This is a genomic window from Escherichia sp. WS547, assembly GCF_046486065.1.
Classification (GTDB): domain Bacteria; phylum Pseudomonadota; class Gammaproteobacteria; order Enterobacterales; family Enterobacteriaceae; genus Escherichia; species Escherichia coli.
Genome location: NZ_JBJQMA010000010.1, coordinates 23,952 through 40,775 on the forward strand (window position 1 = coordinate 23,952; position 16,824 = coordinate 40,775).

General features: G+C 47.4%; 13 protein-coding genes. 8 read left to right on the forward strand and 5 right to left on the reverse strand.

The annotated features are described in order from the left end of the window. The first annotated feature begins 69 nt into the window (after nucleotides 1-69). Nucleotides 70-5,805 (forward strand): DUF4011 domain-containing anti-phage protein Hhe, encoded by a 5,736-nt coding sequence (gene hhe / locus ACJHWK_RS11055; protein WP_410234840.1) that lies wholly within the window; start codon nucleotides 70-72, stop codon nucleotides 5,803-5,805. Nucleotides 5,806-6,025: 220 nt separating this feature from the next. Here hhe and ACJHWK_RS11060 read toward each other — a convergent pair. Further along, a protein-coding gene (locus tag ACJHWK_RS11060) for an IS3 family transposase (RefSeq protein WP_410234841.1) occupies nucleotides 6,026-7,161 on the reverse strand; the annotation gives its coding sequence in 2 pieces (ribosomal slippage) (nucleotides 6,026-6,915 and nucleotides 6,915-7,161; 1,137 coding nt in all). Between the two features lie 534 nt (nucleotides 7,162-7,695). Here ACJHWK_RS11060 and yecA point away from each other — a divergent pair. Beyond that, the gene (gene yecA, locus ACJHWK_RS11065; protein WP_000847881.1) at nucleotides 7,696-8,361 is read left to right on the forward strand and encodes a UPF0149 family protein YecA; all 666 of its coding nucleotides are present in this window, start codon (nucleotides 7,696-7,698) and stop codon (nucleotides 8,359-8,361) included. 49 nt (nucleotides 8,362-8,410) lie between these two features. Here yecA and tyrP read toward each other — a convergent pair whose 3' ends face one another. Continuing rightward, nucleotides 8,411-9,622 (reverse strand): tyrosine transporter TyrP, encoded by a 1,212-nt coding sequence (gene tyrP, locus ACJHWK_RS11070; RefSeq protein ID WP_000797573.1) that lies wholly within the window; start codon nucleotides 9,620-9,622, stop codon nucleotides 8,411-8,413. Nucleotides 9,623-9,813: 191 nt separating this feature from the next. Here tyrP and ACJHWK_RS11075 point away from each other — a divergent pair, with 191 nt between their 5' ends. Continuing rightward, nucleotides 9,814-10,053, forward strand: a complete 240-nt coding sequence (locus ACJHWK_RS11075) for a YecH family metal-binding protein (RefSeq protein ID WP_020232907.1) — start codon at nucleotides 9,814-9,816, stop codon at nucleotides 10,051-10,053. 37 nt (nucleotides 10,054-10,090) lie between these two features. On the opposite strand, the gene ftnA is transcribed toward ACJHWK_RS11075, so the two are convergent. Together ftnA and ACJHWK_RS11085 are read right to left on the reverse strand one after the other, a co-directional pair. Further along, nucleotides 10,091-10,588: a non-heme ferritin gene (gene ftnA / locus ACJHWK_RS11080; RefSeq protein ID WP_000917208.1), complete on the reverse strand. Its 498-nt coding sequence runs from the start codon at nucleotides 10,586-10,588 to the stop codon at nucleotides 10,091-10,093. A 170-nt stretch (nucleotides 10,589-10,758) separates the two neighbouring features. Beyond that, the gene (locus ACJHWK_RS11085) at nucleotides 10,759-11,082 is read right to left on the reverse strand and encodes a YecR-like lipofamily protein (RefSeq protein ID WP_021523127.1); all 324 of its coding nucleotides are present in this window, start codon (nucleotides 11,080-11,082) and stop codon (nucleotides 10,759-10,761) included. Nucleotides 11,083-11,343: 261 nt separating this feature from the next. Here ACJHWK_RS11085 and azuC point away from each other — a divergent pair, with 261 nt between their 5' ends. Both azuC and yecJ read left to right on the forward strand, forming a co-directional pair. Then, complete coding sequence (azuC, locus tag ACJHWK_RS11090; protein WP_010723106.1) at nucleotides 11,344-11,430, forward strand: stress response protein AzuC; 87 nt, start codon at nucleotides 11,344-11,346, stop codon at nucleotides 11,428-11,430. Between the two features lie 114 nt (nucleotides 11,431-11,544). Continuing rightward, a complete protein-coding gene (gene yecJ, locus ACJHWK_RS11095) occupies nucleotides 11,545-11,796 on the forward strand; it encodes a DUF2766 family protein YecJ (protein ID WP_000082127.1) in 252 nt (83 codons plus the stop codon). 79 nt (nucleotides 11,797-11,875) lie between these two features. Here yecJ and ACJHWK_RS11100 read toward each other — a convergent pair whose 3' ends face one another. Next, nucleotides 11,876-12,379, reverse strand: a complete 504-nt coding sequence (locus ACJHWK_RS11100; protein ID WP_000179469.1) for a non-heme ferritin-like protein — start codon at nucleotides 12,377-12,379, stop codon at nucleotides 11,876-11,878. 795 nt (nucleotides 12,380-13,174) lie between these two features. Here ACJHWK_RS11100 and araF point away from each other — a divergent pair. From araF to araH, 3 genes are all read left to right on the forward strand, one after another. Continuing rightward, entirely contained in the window at nucleotides 13,175-14,164 is a 990-nt protein-coding gene (gene araF, locus ACJHWK_RS11105; RefSeq protein ID WP_000548675.1) for an arabinose ABC transporter substrate-binding protein AraF, read from the forward strand. Between the two features lie 69 nt (nucleotides 14,165-14,233). Continuing rightward, nucleotides 14,234-15,748, forward strand: a complete 1,515-nt coding sequence (gene araG / locus ACJHWK_RS11110; RefSeq protein ID WP_001187819.1) for an arabinose ABC transporter ATP-binding protein AraG — start codon at nucleotides 14,234-14,236, stop codon at nucleotides 15,746-15,748. 14 nt (nucleotides 15,749-15,762) lie between these two features. Further along, nucleotides 15,763-16,749, forward strand: coding sequence for an arabinose ABC transporter permease AraH (gene araH / locus ACJHWK_RS11115; RefSeq protein ID WP_000100205.1), 987 nt, complete (start codon nucleotides 15,763-15,765; stop codon nucleotides 16,747-16,749). Nucleotides 16,750-16,824: the final 75 nt, after the last annotated feature.

Here is a 16,824-nt window from a genome sequence, read left to right on the forward strand (position 1 = left end):
ACTGCGGTCTTTTTGTGATGCATCAGCATAAAACGTTTTACTTGTGGACCCTAAGAAATGGAGAACATTATGTCGACTGTAGATACCTCTACAGCAGAGGAACTCAATCAAGGAGGCTCAGATTTTATTCTGACTTCCCTCGAGGCTATGCGTAAGAAGTTATTGGACCTTACGTCTCGAAATCGACTTTTGAATTTCCCTATCACTCAAAAAGGGTCTTCACTACGTATTGTTGATGAATTACCAGAACAGCTTTATGAAACCCTTTGCTCGGAAATCCCGATGGAATTTGCTCCTGTGCCCGATCCAACTAGAGCGCAGCTGTTAGAGCATGGCTATCTCAAAGTTGGGCCAGATGGTAAAGATATACAGTTAAGAGCTCATCCTAGCGCTAAGGATTGGGCGCACGTCTTAGGAATCCGTACAGATTTTGATTTACCAGATAGCCATAAAACGGTTGTTTCTGATTCAGATAGAGAGTTGCTGGAAAAAGCCCATCAGTTTATCTTGCAATATGCCCAAGGCCAGAATGGAAAATTAACAGGGATTCGTTCTGAATACGTTAATCAAGGTATAGCTTTGTCAGCGTTGAAGGAGGCGTGCTGCTTAGCAGGCTATGAAGGGCTTGAGGATTTTGAACGACAGGCAAAGGCTGGGAATGAGATTAGTATATCTTCTTCCAATCCCTCTCATGACGATAATCGGATACAGGCTCTGCTTTATCCAAATGAACTGGAAGCTTGTTTGCGCGCCATCTATGGTAAGGCTCAAACTGCTTTGGAGGAGAGTGGCGCCAACATCTTGTATTTGGCGTTAGGGTTCCTTGAGTGGTATGAAAGCGATTCCTCTGAAAAGGCACGTTATGCACCGTTATTTACAATTCCGGTGAGATGTGAACGAGGAAAATTAGATCCGAAGGATGGTCTTTACAAGTTTCAACTTTATTACACGGGTGAAGATATTTTGCCCAATCTCTCTTTGAAGGAAAAACTTCAGGCTGACTTTGGCCTCGCTCTTCCTTTGTTCAATGAAGAGGAAACTCCAGAGTCTTATTTTGCTTCGGTGAAGAAGGTTGTAGAGCAGCACAAACCTAAATGGTCTGTGAAACGTTATGGTGCACTTAGCTTGCTCAATTTTGGCAAGATGATGATGTATCTTGACCTCGATCCTGCCCGCTGGCCTTGTGACAAGCGCAATATATTGTCTCATGAAGTAATTCGTCGCTTTTTCACCAGTCAGAGCTGTGGTCAAGAGAATTCCTGCTTACCTGGTGGCTTCGGTCAGCATGAGTACTGCATCGATAGTTACCCTGATATTCATGACAAGGTTCCACTAATCGATGATGCGGATAGCTCGCAGCACAGTGCGTTGATCGATGCTATCCGTGGTCAAAACTTAGTCATTGAGGGCCCTCCTGGTAGTGGCAAATCACAAACGATCACCAACTTGATTGCAGCAGCTCTGCTCAACGGTAAGAAAGTCCTGTTTGTGGCAGAGAAGATGGCTGCACTGGAGGTCGTCAAACGTCGCTTGGATCGTGCGGGGCTAGGTCAATTTTGCTTAGAGTTGCACAGTCATAAAACTCATAAGCGCAAGGTGCTGGATGATATTAATGCTCGCTTGGTGAGTCAGGCGACCATGCCTACTATGGAAGAGATTGATGCTCAGATTTTGCGTTATGAAGATCTTAAGCAGCAGCTCAATGAATATGCCGCATTGATCAATAACCAATGGGCGCAAACAGGCAAAACGATCCATCAGATTTTGAGTGGTGCAACCCGTTATCGTCACAAATTAGATATTGATGCAACAGCACTTCATATCGAAAACCTTTCCGGGAAGCAGTTGGATAAAGTGACCCAATTACGGCTGCGTGACCAAATAGTAGAGTTTAGCCGCATCTACAAAGAGGTTCGTGAGCAGGTGGGGGCTAATGCAGAAATATATGAGCACCCTTGGAGCGGTGTGAATAACACACAAATTCAATTGTTTGACAGCGCTCGTATAGTCGATTTGCTACAAACTTGGCAGACATCAATTATCGACTTTCAACATAGCTATCAAGAATATGTAGATAAGTGGGCGTTAGAAGGCGAAAGCCTTAATACGCTTCAATATATTGAGCAATTGGTAGAAGATCAGTCGAATCTTCCAGTGTTGTGTGGTTCAGAGCATTTCCCAGCACTTAGTGAGCTAGATTCACCCGATGCCATTGCACGGGTGCGTCACTATTTAGATAGGTTCGAGTTGCTACAAGGTCATTATGTGGCCTTGAGCCAGGTTATCGAGCCTCAAAAGCTACGACTTTTAGAACAAGGACAATCGTGTGACTTTCCTCGTGAAGAGCTGGAAAAATATGGTGCAGCAGAGGATTTCACTTTACGTGATTTGGTCAGGTGGCTTGAATCCATCCAATCAATTCATGATGAGTTATCATCTATTTATGCGCAATTAAACGATTTCAAAAATGCTTTGCCAGATGGTATTGCTTCGTATATCGATGATTCGCAAGCTGGATTGCTATTCTGCTCTGAGTTGTTGTCGATTCTGGGTGCTTTACCGACTGAGCTTATTAGAGTTCGAGATCCTCTTTTTGATGATGATGATATCGATGCAGTATTGCGCGACTTAATGTGTCAAATCGAAACATTGCGTCCTTTAAGAGATGGTCTATCTACTTTGTATCAATTGGACCAGTTGCCTTCCCAAGAGATGCTCGCGCATGCCGTTGCTGTTATCCAGCAAGGGGGATTATTTGCATGGTTTAAGAGTGATTGGCGTAGTGCCAAGGCACTGCTCATGGCGCAATCTCGTAAGCCTGACACTAAGTTTGCTGAGTTAAAACGCTGCTCAGCTGATTTGCTCAAGTATTCGGAGCTGTTACAACGGTTTGAACAAAGTGACTTTGGTAATCAACTTGGTAATGCATTCCGAGGGTTGGACACCGACTGTGAACAACTCATGTTATTGCGTGATTGGTACAAGAAGGTCCGAGCTTGTTACGGGATAGGTTTTGGAAAGCGAGTTGCGATAGGCTCTGGATTATTTAACCTAGATGGTGAGATTATCAAAGGTGTGCATTTAATCGAGAAATCGCAGATTAGCTCAAGATTAATGACTTTGGTTAAACGGGTCGAGCACGAGGCTAAGTTATTACCGCGTATTTCTAGCTTGTTGGAAGAACATGCATCTTGGTTAGGTGAGCAAGGTGTATTGATGCAATCTTACCGACAGGTGCGGAATACTCTCATTGCCTTGCAGGGATGGTTTATCAATCCAGATATATCATTAGAGCAGATGACTCATTCCTCCGAGATTTTGCAAAACATAAACGATCTTCAGATATCCCTTGAAAATGACTCGTTACAGTTAGGGGCGTTTTTACAATTAACCCCATTGGCTTGCGGTGCGTATAAAAATAATCAACTGACGTTAGACACTATTAACGACACGCTGAATTTTGCCGAGCAACTGGTTGATAAGATAAATTGCGTATCCTTGGCTACCCAGATCAGACATTTGGCTAGTGGTAGTGATTACGATTTACTATGTCGTGATGGTGGGGAAATAGTTTCGAAATGGAATGAACAGATTAAAAATGCTGAGTTATATGCGCTAGAAACAAAGTTAGAGCGGAGTCAGTGGCTCAAGTCGACTGATGGTTCTCTTAATACATTAATCGAGCGCAACGAAAGAGCAATACAGCAACCCCGTTGGTTGAACGGGTGGGTTAACTTTATTCGTTGTTACGAGCAGATGCATGAAAATGGATTGCAGCGAATCTGGAGTGCTGTACTTGCGGGCTCGCTCCCGATTGAAAAAGTTGAATTGGGTTTAGCATTAGCAATTCATGACCAGCTGGCGCGGGAGGTTATTCACATCCACCCTGAATTGATGAGAGTTTCCGGCTCACAGCGCAATGCTTTGCAGAAGTCATTTAAAGATTACGACAAAAAACTGATTGAATTACAACGTCAGCGGATTGCAGCAAAAATTGCTTGCCGAAATATACCAGAAGGGAATTCTGGTGGTAAGAAAAGTGAATATACAGAACTAGCTTTGATCAAAAATGAGTTGGGTAAAAAAACCAGACATATTCCAATTAGGCAATTGGTTAACCGTGCATGTAATGCGCTGGTTGCAATTAAACCTTGTTTCATGATGGGGCCAATGTCAGCAGCTCATTACCTAGAACCTGGACGAATGGAATTTGATCTGGTGGTGATGGACGAAGCGTCTCAGGTGAAGCCAGAGGATGCATTGGGTGTCATCGCGAGGGGCAAGCAACTAGTGGTCGTTGGTGACCCGAAACAGCTACCACCAACCAGTTTCTTTGATCGAAGTGCCGACGGAGAAGATGACGATGATGCCGCGGCTTTAAGTGATACTGACAGCATTTTGGATGCTGCTTTGCCACTGTTTCCTATGAGACGTTTGCGTTGGCACTATCGTTCACGACATGAAAAGTTGATTGCATACTCTAACCGCCATTTTTATAACAGTGATTTGGTGATATTCCCTTCCCCAAATGCTGAGTCTCCAGAGTATGGGATTAAATTTACCTATGTGTCAAAAGGTCGGTTCTCCAATCAACACAATATTGAAGAAGCCCAAGCAGTTGCTGAGGCCGTACTTCATCATGCGCAACACCGGCCGGGTGAGTCACTCGGGGTAGTGGCCATGAGTTCCAAGCAACGCGATCAAATTGAGCGCGCTATCGATGAATTGCGCCGAAATCGCCCTGAATTTAACGATGCAATCGATGGCTTATATGCCATGGAAGAGCCACTTTTTGTGAAAAACCTTGAGAACGTTCAAGGGGATGAGCGTGATGTAATCTTTATTTCCTTTACCTATGGACCTTCTGAGCATGGTGGAAAGGTTTATCAACGCTTTGGACCTATCAATTCCGATGTTGGCTGGCGTCGCTTGAATGTGCTTTTCACTCGATCAAAAAAACGGATGCATGTGTTTAGTTCAATGCGTTCTGAAGATGTATTGACGAGTGAAACCAGTAAACTTGGTGTTATTTCGTTGAAAGGTTTTTTACAGTTTGCCGAAAGTGGCAAACTAGATTCCCTCACAACGCATACCGGCAGGGCTCCAGATAGTGACTTTGAGGTTGCTGTAATGGAAGCACTCAATCACGCTGGGTTTGAGTGTGAACCTCAGGTAGGGGTTGCAGGATTCTTTATTGATCTAGCTGTGAAAGATCCAGGTTGTCCTGGCCGTTACTTAATGGGCATAGAGTGTGATGGTGCGGCTTATCACTCAGCTAAATCTGCTCGTGATCGTGACCGTTTGCGTCAAGAGGTTCTGGAGCGTTTGGGTTGGAGAATTAGCCGCATTTGGTCCACTGATTGGTTCAGTAATCCTGATGAGGTTCTATCTCCGATTATCCGTAAACTCCATGAGCTTAAAACATTGGCTCCAGACGTTGTTGTACCTTCCTATGAATATGTAGAAACGATTGAGTCAAGCGCTGAAGTGGCGTCTGACTCAATTGATTCTCTTATGCCCAATTTGGGGCTTAAGGAGCAACTTAAGTATTTTGCCACACATGTCATTGAGGTTGAGCTTCCTAATGTTGATGCTGATCGTCGTTTGTTGCGGCCCGCAATGCTTGAGGCTTTGCTGGAACATCAGCCTTTATCACGTTCCGAGTTTGTTGAACGAATACCTCATTATCTGCGGCAAGCAACAGATGTATACGAAGCGCAACGCTTTCTTGACCGAGTCTTGGCATTAATTGATGGCGCAGAGGCTGAAGCGAATGATGCAGCGTTTGAGTCTGAATTGGCATAATTAGTTAAAGGTAATAAGAACAGTGACAACTGTCGGACAATGTGAACGCGCAACTCAACAGCGCGTAGTCAGGTTTTTTATTGAGGAATTGGGCTATCGTTATCTAGGCGATTGGCACAAGCGTCCTAACAACCGTAATGTTGAGCCTGATTTGCTCAGTCATTGGTTGATTGACCGTGGTGTTGTGGACTGACCCCACGCCCGTAGACAAATTCTGTCCTCACGACGAGGCCTGTTCGAAGGCCTCCGGACTGACGCCGCCGAGGTGACTGTGGCGCCGGGCCCGGTTGTAGAACACTTCAATGTAATCGAAGATATCCGCCCGGGCTAGATCCCGGGTTTTGTATATTCTCTTCCTGATGCGCTCTTTTTTCAGTGAACTGAAGAACGATTCGGCCACCGCATTATCCCAGCAGTTGCCACGCCGGCTCATGCTCGGGACCAGGTTATTAGCCCGGCAGAAGCGCTGCCAGTCGTCACTACCGTACTGGCTTCCCTGGTCTGAGTGCACGATGACCTCGCCGTCGGGTTTACGTCGCCAGACCGCCATCATCAGTGCATCCGGCGCCAGTTCGCGTGAGAGAGTGGGCTTCATCGACCAGCCCACCACGTTACGGGCGAAGAGATCGATAACCACCGCCAGATACAGCCAGCCCTGCCAGGTGCGGATATAAGTAATGTCGGTGACCCAGACCTGATTGGCCCGGACAACAGTAAACTGCCGCTGCACGCGATTAGGGGCAACCACTGAAGGTCTGCCAGCGATACGACGCGGCGCTTTATAGCCGCGCACGGCTTTAATCCGGTTCAGTTGCATAATACGGCCCACCCGGTTTTTACCGCAGGTTTCCCCGATTTCGTTCAGGTCGCCATGAACCCACCGGTAACCGTATACGCCTCCGCTCAGTGAATAGGAGTCACGGATAAGCGTCAGCAGACGCTGATTATCTTTATCACGTGCCGAGACCGGGTTATGCAGCCACGCGTAGAACCCGGCCCGGGCGACATCCAGTACCCGACACATTGTCATCACACCCCATACAGTGCGGTGCTCATTGATAAAGCGGTACTTCAGTCGGGCTCCCTTGCAAAGCACCGCGCGGCCTTTTTCAGGATATCCCGTTCTTCTTCGGTACGTTTTAGCTGCGCCCGTAGTTTCAGGATCTCGCTTTTGGCTTCCAGTAAATCCCGGGCATGCTGCTCGCTGTTATCCGGTTTGATAGCCCGTAGCCACTTGTAGAGGCTGTGGGCAGAAACGCCCAGACGGTCAGATACTTCGGCAACGGAATAACCGCGTTCCGTTATCTGTCGGACGGCTTCTTCCTTAAATTCAGGTGTAAATCGTGGTGTGCCCATATGCTCCCCCCTATACTCAAACTATAGGGCAGGATCGTCTACCGGGGTGGGGTCAGTCCATTACTAACTGACAGTTGTACCGAATACTGGGGGCAGGTCAAGCGCTTTAGCTTGTGTGGCAACAACCTCCTTTACAGGACCAGGTAGACGATTACCCTCTGCTGTTTCTGTGCTCAACGCAATCTACGGCTATCCATTTTCTGCCAGTGGTTGCAAAGACGACCATTCAACGTCAGCAAAGTTTCGCAATGCACTGCTATGTAACTCATTGATCCTGCGTAGAATTTAAAATCCCTCGGCGTTCGCGCTGTGCGGGTTCAAGTCCCGCTCCGGGTACCATGGGAAAGATAAGAATAAAATCAAAGCAATAAGCAGTGTCGTGAAACCACCTTCGGGTGGTTTTTTTGTACCTGCAACTTGTCGTTACACCCTCCTTAATTATTAATCACCAGCAAAGCCACTCAAAAAGTATCTCTGATACGGACCGGCATGTAAGATAGGTGCTGGCGAGTTGAGAACCACAAGGAAAAGCGTATGAAAACGGGACCGTTAAACGAAAGTGAGTTGGAATGGCTGGACGATATTCTGACCAAATACAACACTGACCACGCCATCCTTGATGTGGCGGAGCTGGACGGTTTATTGACGGCGGTGTTGAGTTCTCCGCAAGAGATTGAACCGGCACAGTGGCTGGTTGCCGTGTGGGGTGGGGCTGACTATGTGCCACGCTGGGCGTCAGAGAAAGAGATGACGCGCTTTATGAACCTGGCTTTTCAGCATATGGCTGATACCGCAGAGCGTCTGAACGAATTCCCGGAGCAGTTTGAGCCGTTATTCGGCTTGCGAGAAGTCGATGGCAGCGAGCTGACGATTGTTGAGGAGTGGTGCTTTGGCTATATGCGGGGCGTGGCACTTTCTGACTGGTCAACGTTGCCCGATTCGTTAAAACCAGCGCTGGAGGCGATTGCGCTGCACGGTACTGAGGAAAACTTCGAGCGGTTAGAGAAGATGTCGCCAGAAGCGTTTGAAGAGAGCGTAGATGCCATTCGACTGGCGGCGCTTGATCTACATGCGTACTGGATGGCGCATCCGCAGGAAAAAGCTGTTCAGCAACCGATCAAAGCAGAAGAGAAACCGGGGCGTAATGATCCTTGCCCGTGCGGTAGTGGTAAGAAATTTAAGCAGTGCTGCCTGCATTAAGAGATCAAATTGGGTGTCAGCGTTAATTCTGGCACCCAATAAGATCTAATCACCCCACTTCTGGTAACAACCCTGCCGCAATCAAAAATTGCACGCCAATCACAGCAATACCACAGAGAAACACCACCACCAGCGCCGGACGACCACCTTTGACCCGGTAACCCGCTTGAGGATTGTGCTTTCTGCTTTGCCAGGTCAACAGCGAAGGGATAATCAATGCCAGTACCGCCAGCGCCACACCGGCGTAACCCAGCGCCATCACAAATCCTCGTGGATAAAACAGTGCAAACGCCAACGGCGGCAGAAAGGTAATTGCACCAGTTTGCAATCGTCCACCAACGGTATTTGAACGCTGAAACAAATCTGCCAGATAATCAAATAAACCTAACGCTACGCCGAGGAATGACGTGGCGAGGGCTAAATCAGCAAATAAATGCACCGCCAGCTCAACATGCGGAGAGGCCACCATTTCGCGTAACGCCTGTAACAGCCCGTTTAATCCGGCATGATTAGCCAGCAATCCCATAAAGGTTGTTGAATCAATGCTGCCAAGCGTTGCCACCTGCCAGAAAATATATGCCACCAGGGGGATCGCACTACCGGTTATAAACACCCAGCGTAGCTTACGAACGTTGCCATCCATATAGCTGACAATACTCGGCACGCTACCGTGAAAACCAAACGAGGTAAAAATCACCGGGATTGCAGACAGAGCCAGCCCCTGTTGCAACGGCAGGGTTAAAAGATTCACTTTGTGAATATGCGGTAGCAGCAATACCAGCATCACCACCAGAAAAATAATTTTGGCGCTGAACAGAAAACGGTTAAACAAATCGACCAGCGATGTCCCGACACAAACCACGCCACCGGCAACAAAAGTGAACAACAGCACGCCAGCGGTTGCCGACATTGAAATACCTGTCCAGTCGCTGATGCTGGAGGCCAACAATTCACCGGCACCGCTGATGTATGCCGCAGTCAGAGCATACATTAAGAACATCATACTGAAGCCCGTCAGCCACTGACCGTAGCGTCCCAGATAGCGTTTTGCCAGCGTGCCCAGGCCGGTATCTGCCGGGACATGCTGGTACACCTCCAGCAGTAATAGCGCCGTGTAGCACATCAACGCCCAAAGCCCAATCAACAAGATTAACGTGACGCTAAAACCAACACCTGCAGCAGCCAGCGGCATTGCCAGCATGCCTGCGCCAATTGTGGTTCCCGCCACGATAAAAACACTTCCCAGAGTTCTGTTTTTCACGCTTTCTTCTGTCCTGACGATCTTTATGAGTGATATCTGCGGCGCAGGTTAAGGCATAACGGCTGCTTCGTCAAACCGGCGTTACATATGGTGTAAATATAAATGTACAATAAAATGCGTTCAGTCCTGCGCTGGCGCAAAGTCTTGGTAAGCGGCAATCGCTACGCTAGCCTTTTTTTTGAGGAGGAACGATGGACTCTATTCACGGTCATGAAGTGTTAAATATGATGATTGAATCAGGTGAGCAATATACGCATGCCAGTCTGGAAGCTGCGATTAAAGCGCGTTTTGGTGAACAGGCACGTTTTCACACTTGCTCGGCAGAAGGGATGACAGCGGGAGAGCTGGTAGCGTTTCTGACAGCAAAAGGCAAATTTATACCTTCGGAAGAAGGTTTTTCGACCGATCAGAGTAAGATTTGCCGTCACTGATTTGAAACGGCGGCAGTAAACCTGCCGCCGGAGAACATTAGTTTTGTGTGTCGAGGGTAGAGAGTTCTTTGTCGATAAAATACAAACCTTCGCCGCTTTTGCCTGCCAGACTTAATTTATCAATAATCGATTTGAACAGTTTCTCTTCTTCATGCTGCTCAGAAACATACCATTGCAGGAAATTAAATGTTGGGTAGTCCTGATTGGTCATTGCAGCATGAGCCAGTTCGTTAATTTTCTGGGTGATTAATTGTTCGTGTTTATAGGTTTCCTGGAATAATTCATCAAGTGAGGAATATTCAGCAAACGGAGATTCAACGGTATTAATACGCGGTAAATTGCCGGTATCAGTCAGATAATCAAACAGACGCTGCATATGCGTCATCTCTTCCTGGGCGTGACGGCGCAGGAACGCGGCAGCACCTTCGAAGGTATGATAGCTGCACCAGGCGCTCATTTGCTGATAAAGCAGTGAAGAGTACAGTTCCAGGTTCATCTGCTCATTAAGTTTTTCAATCATTTCTGGTTTCAGCATGATAGTGCTCCACAAAGGTTATATTTGTTGCTGTGGCGTCACTATAATTTGTTATTTTATTATTTGCAAAAGGTAAAATATAAACTTCATTTATTAAAAATACGAATGGGAATAAAACGCATTACCGCTATTTCTTTAATCAGCGAAGATCCCCTCGCTGATTAAAATATTTAGAGAAAGACAGGGAAGGCGGAATGATGGCACTGATATGACAAAGTGAATTCCGTATTCAAACATAAGGAACCCGCAAAAAGGCTACAGTTGCCTACTGGCTGACCAAAGGGGATCGCGTGGGTATAGCCTTCCTGCTGGCATGCGCGATCGGCGATCCCGCGACTGACATAACGATCGGTACGGGCATGCTGCAAAAAAGCCTGATCATAAACCAACCGAACAATACCTGTTGCCGCGTCAACTTCGCCCACATGAGCCTGGCGAGTAACTGTGCACCCCACCAGCGTTATTAATGAAAGAGTCAGAATCAGAAGTCTCATGGTCCAGCCAGAAGAGTAAAAGAAAGCAGTATTTTACGCGTTACAGCGCTGCGACAATGGCCGGAAAAGACGCCTGGCAGGCGCTATTTCTCGCCATCTGTATGTGTCAGAAAGGGGGGGCTGCTTTTTGATTATCATTTTTATAACATTAAAGGGGTATTTATGTGATTTGCATCACATAAAGATTGATTTTTGTGATGGTTGTCATATTATAAGCGCAAAGACAATAACACCTGTATAACAAATGGTCGGAGTGCCGCGATGAAACTGCGCAAAATCCTGAAAAGTATGTTCAACAACTATTGCAAGACGTTCAAAGACGTACCGCCAGGCAATATGTTCCGATAACAAAAAACCTGCTCCGGCAGGTTTTTTTGTGTCCTGATGACGGTGGATGTGACTATCGCTGAAGATGTGAAGCCGCTACTATAACGGCTTTCAAAATGCTATCAGGAGTTTACGATGTCCCAGCCGCTGAATGCCGATCAGGAACTGGTTTCTGATGTGGTTGCTTGCCAGTTGGTTATCAAACAAATTCTGGATGTTCTCGATGTAATCGCGCCCGTTGAAGTTCGTGAAAAAATGTCCAGCCAGCTGAAGAATATCGACTTTACTAACCATCCCGCCGCCGCAGACCCGGTCACCATGCGGGCAATCCAAAAAGCCATCGCGCTGATTGAACTCAAGTTTACCCCACAGGGCGAATCCCATTAAAAAAACCGCTGCTTCAAAAAGATGAGGCAGCGGTTTCTCAAAAACTTCATCGGCGCAATGCATTAGCGCCGATGTATGATCAATGCAGCTGATGCGACACGACATTCAGAACATGTTGGTCGGTCTGCACAGGGCACATACCCGCAAGTTTCGCACTGCGCACTTCATCAAGAATGGTTTGCAGCAACAGGCCATCATGCTGCTGTTCTTTTTCCAGATCGCGCAGGAAATTGACGGTTGAATCATCATTCAGTTCTTTCGCTTCATCGGCTAACTGCGCCAGCGTGCTTGAACGTTGCTCGTATTCTTCCATCGTTTTTTGGAACAGTTCTTCCAGAGAGTTCAGTTTTTCACCGGGAACATCAATGGCTTTAACGATGGGGGTAGCGCCGACACTCTTCATAAAGTTAAACATGCGCATCATTTGGGTCACGTTACTCTGTGCCTGGGCGCGAAGGAAAGTGGCGGTGCCGTTCAGACTCTGTTCAGAACACCAGTTACTCAGGTGAAGGTAGAGATTGGATGCGTAAAACTCGCGGTTCATTTGAGAGTTGAGTTTGAGAAGCATTCCAGCGGTTGCCATACCTAATATCCTTATATCCAGAAGTGGAGAGGTGCAAGATAAATCAAAACACCATAATTACTGTTTGCAGAATAATTCCTTTCTGCCGGTCCGAAATGTGATCGTGGAGTCAATTCTGACGATGATCTGAAATAAGAATAACGTCTGAATGGGTATAAGAAAATGCTTAAATCATCAAGTTTATATATTTTTACATTTCATTGATGAAATCAATGTAACTGCAATGAATTTTAATGATAGTGCTTTTTGTATCTTGTTGATATTAATCGGTGAATTTGAATTCATGATGAAGCAATGATTTCTTAAAACGTTTTTTCATTTTTGCGGTATGGCTCTCAGTATACGTGTTCTGTTAATTAATGAGCACGGTGATAATTAATGGCGAAATGAATGACGCGCTTTTTCCACATCTTTGAGTTGCGGTTATTACACCCTTTCAAAAACTCAACGCCAGGTAATGTGGCCTATTGACTGGTTAAAAAAAAGACATCCCGCTGGGTACCAAAGACAACAAGGATTTCCAGGCTAATCTTATGGATTAATCTGCTGTGCACTAGACAATTTGTCAGACAAATTGGCTTTTCCTTATGTCTTTTCCCGCTAAATTTATGCACGTTCTCACTGTAATTCTGCGATGTGATATTGCTCTCCTATGGAGAATTAATTTCTCGCTAAAACTATGTCAACACAGTCACTTATCTTTTAGTTAAAAGGTAATGCTTTGTTTTCCGATTAATTTAACGAATGTCATTCGTTTTTGCCCTACACAAAACGACACTAAAGCTGGAGAGAACCATGCACAAATTTACTAAAGCCCTGGCAGCCATTGGTCTGGCAGCCGTTATGTCACAATCCGCTATGGCGGAGAACCTGAAGCTCGGTTTCCTGGTGAAGCAACCGGAAGAGCCGTGGTTCCAGACCGAATGGAAGTTTGCCGATAAAGCTGGGAAGGATTTAGGGTTTGAAGTTATTAAGATTGCCGTGCCGGATGGCGAAAAAACATTGAACGCTATCGATAGCCTGGCTGCCAGTGGCGCAAAAGGTTTCGTTATTTGTACTCCGGACCCGAAACTCGGCTCTGCCATCGTGGCGAAAGCGCGTGGCTACGATATGAAAGTCATTGCCGTGGATGACCAGTTTGTTAACGCCAAAGGCAAGCCAATGGATACCGTTCCGCTGGTGATGATGGCAGCGACCAAAATTGGCGAACGTCAGGGCCAGGAACTGTATAAAGAGATGCAGAAACGTGGCTGGGATGTCAAAGAAAGCGCGGTGATGGCGATTACCGCCAACGAACTGGATACGGCTCGTCGCCGTACTACGGGGTCTATGGATGCGCTGAAAGCTGCAGGATTCCCGGAAAAACAAATTTATCAGGTACCTACCAAATCTAACGACATCCCGGGGGCATTTGACGCTGCCAACTCAATGCTGGTTCAACATCCGGAAGTTAAACATTGGCTGATCGTCGGTATGAACGACAGCACCGTACTTGGCGGCGTACGCGCGACGGAAGGTCAGGGCTTTAAAGCGGCCGATATCATCGGTATCGGTATTAACGGTGTGGATGCGGTGAGCGAACTGTCTAAGGCACAGGCAACCGGCTTCTACGGTTCCCTGCTGCCAAGCCCGGACGTACATGGCTATAAATCCAGCGAAATGCTTTACAACTGGGTAGCAAAAGACGTTGAACCGCCAAAATTTACCGAAGTTACCGACGTGGTATTGATCACGCGTGACAACTTTAAAGAAGAACTGGAGAAAAAAGGTTTAGGCGGTAAGTAATTTGCCAGAAAAATTCCCCTCTGCATGATGCAGAGGGGGTGTGAACGACCAGTGATTCACGGAGACGTTATGCAACAGTCTACCCCGTATCTCTCATTTCGCGGCATCGGTAAAACGTTTCCCGGCGTTAAGGCGCTGACGGATATTAGTTTTGATTGCTATGCCGGTCAGGTTCATGCGTTGATGGGTGAAAATGGCGCAGGAAAATCAACTCTCTTAAAAATCCTCAGCGGCAACTATGCGCCAACCACGGGTTCTGTAGTGATTAATGGGCAGGAAATGTCCTTTTCCGACACGACCGCAGCACTTAACGCGGGTGTGGCGATTATTTACCAGGAACTGCATCTCGTGCCGGAAATGACCGTCGCGGAAAACATCTATCTCGGCCAGCTGCCGCATAAAGGCGGCATTGTGAATCGCTCATTGCTGAATTATGAGGCGGGTTTACAACTTAAACATCTTGGTATGGATATTGACCCGGACACGCCGCTGAAATATCTCTCCATTGGTCAGTGGCAGATGGTTGAAATCGCCAAAGCGCTGGCGCGTAACGCCAAAATTATCGCCTTTGATGAGCCAACCAGCTCCCTCTCTGCCCGTGAAATCGACAATCTTTTCCGCGTTATTCGTGAACTGCGAAAAGAGGGGCGGGTGATCTTATACGTTTCTCACCGTATGGAAGAAATATTTGCCCTCAGCGATGCCATCACCGTCTTTAAAGATGGGCGTTATGTCAAAACCTTTACTGATATGCAGCAGGTTGACCACGACGCCCTGGTGCAGGCGATGGTCGGGCGCGACATCGGTGATATCTACGGCTGGCAACCGCGTAGTTATGGCGAGGAGCGCCTGCGTCTTGATGCTGTGAAAGCACCAGGCGTGCGTACGCCAATAAGTCTGGCGGTTCGCAGTGGAGAAATTGTCGGTCTGTTTGGTCTGGTCGGGGCAGGGCGTAGCGAATTAATGAAAGGCATGTTTGGCGGTACGCAAATTACCGCCGGTCAGGTTTATATCGACCAACAGCCGATCGATATTCGTAAACCGAGCCACGCCATTGCCGCAGGCATGATGCTCTGCCCGGAAGATCGCAAAGCCGAAGGCATTATTCCTGTGCACTCCGTTCGCGACAATATCAACATCAGTGCCAGACGTAAACATGTGCTCGGCGGTTGTGTAATCAACAACGGTTGGGAAGAAAACAATGCCGATCACCACATTCGTTCGCTTAACATCAAAACGCCGGGCGCTGAGCAACTGATCATGAATCTCTCAGGCGGAAATCAGCAAAAAGCCATTCTGGGCCGCTGGTTATCGGAAGAGATGAAGGTCATTTTGCTGGATGAACCTACGCGCGGCATTGATGTTGGCGCTAAGCACGAAATATATAACGTAATTTATGCGCTGGCGGCGCAGGGTGTGGCGGTGCTGTTTGCCTCCAGCGACTTACCTGAAGTCCTCGGCGTTGCCGACCGGATTGTGGTGATGCGCGAAGGTGAAATCGCCGGTGAATTGTTACACGAGCAGGCAGATGAGCGTCAGGCACTGAGCCTTGCGATGCCTAAAGTCAGCCAGGCAGTTGCCTGAGTAAGGAGAGTATGATGTCTTCTGTTTCTACATCGGGTTCTGGCGCACCTAAGTCGTCATTCAGCTTCGGGCGTATCTGGGATCAGTACGGCATGCTGGTGGTGTTTGCGGTGCTTTTTATCGCCTGTGCCATTTTTGTCCCGAACTTTGCCACCTTCATTAATATGAAAGGGTTGGGCCTGGCAATTTCCATGTCGGGGATGGTGGCTTGTGGCATGTTGTTCTGCCTTGCTTCCGGTGACTTTGACCTTTCTGTCGCCTCCGTAATTGCCTGTGCGGGTGTCACCACGGCGGTGGTTATCAACCTGACTGAAAGCCTGTGGATTGGCGTGGCAGCGGGTTTGTTGCTGGGCGTTCTCTGTGGCCTGGTCAATGGCTTTGTTATCGCCAAACTCAAAATAAATGCCCTGATCACGACACTGGCAACGATGCAGATTGTTCGAGGTCTGGCGTACATCATTTCAGACGGTAAAGCGGTCGGTATCGAAGATGAAAGCTTCTTTGCCCTTGGTTACGCCAACTGGTTTGGTCTGCCTGCGCCAATCTGGCTCACCGTCGCGTGTTTGATCATCTTTGGCTTGCTGCTGAATAAAACCACCTTTGGTCGTAATACCCTGGCGATTGGCGGGAACGAAGAGGCTGCGCGTCTGGCGGGTGTACCGGTTGTTCGCACCAAAATTATTATCTTTGTTCTCTCTGGCCTGGTATCAGCGATAGCCGGAATTATTCTGGCTTCACGTATGACCAGTGGGCAGCCAATGACGTCGATTGGCTATGAGCTGATTGTGATCTCCGCCTGCGTTTTAGGTGGCGTTTCTCTGAAAGGCGGCATCGGAAAAATCTCATATGTGGTGGCGGGTATCTTAATTTTAGGCACCGTGGAAAACGCCATGAACCTGCTTAATATTTCTCCTTTCGCACAGTACGTAGTTCGCGGCTTAATCCTGCTGGCAGCGGTGATCTTCGACCGTTACAAGCAAAAAGCGAAACGCACTGTCTGATGCTTTTTTCCACAACAATTTAACGTTTTTTCCCACCACAGCCAGCCGCCACAACGGTTGGCTGTTCTTCGTTAC

Excerpts from the sequence above, each read along its gene's own strand:
- hhe (WP_410234840.1), top strand. The coding sequence starts at position 70 with ATGTCGACTGTAGATACCTCTACAGCAGAGGAACTCAATCAAGGAGGC.
- yecA (WP_000847881.1), top strand. The coding sequence starts at position 7,696 with ATGAAAACGGGACCGTTAAACGAAAGTGAGTTGGAATGGCTGGACGAT.
- ACJHWK_RS11075 (WP_020232907.1), top strand. The coding sequence starts at position 9,814 with ATGGACTCTATTCACGGTCATGAAGTGTTAAATATGATGATTGAATCA.
- ftnA (WP_000917208.1), bottom strand. The coding sequence starts at position 10,588 with ATGCTGAAACCAGAAATGATTGAAAAACTTAATGAGCAGATGAACCTG.
- ACJHWK_RS11085 (WP_021523127.1), bottom strand. The coding sequence starts at position 11,082 with ATGAGACTTCTGATTCTGACTCTTTCATTAATAACGCTGGTGGGGTGC.
- azuC (WP_010723106.1), top strand. The coding sequence starts at position 11,344 with ATGAAACTGCGCAAAATCCTGAAAAGTATGTTCAACAACTATTGCAAG.
- yecJ (WP_000082127.1), top strand. The coding sequence starts at position 11,545 with ATGTCCCAGCCGCTGAATGCCGATCAGGAACTGGTTTCTGATGTGGTT.
- ACJHWK_RS11100 (WP_000179469.1), bottom strand. The coding sequence starts at position 12,379 with ATGGCAACCGCTGGAATGCTTCTCAAACTCAACTCTCAAATGAACCGC.
- araF (WP_000548675.1), top strand. The coding sequence starts at position 13,175 with ATGCACAAATTTACTAAAGCCCTGGCAGCCATTGGTCTGGCAGCCGTT.
- araG (WP_001187819.1), top strand. The coding sequence starts at position 14,234 with ATGCAACAGTCTACCCCGTATCTCTCATTTCGCGGCATCGGTAAAACG.
- araH (WP_000100205.1), top strand. The coding sequence starts at position 15,763 with ATGTCTTCTGTTTCTACATCGGGTTCTGGCGCACCTAAGTCGTCATTC.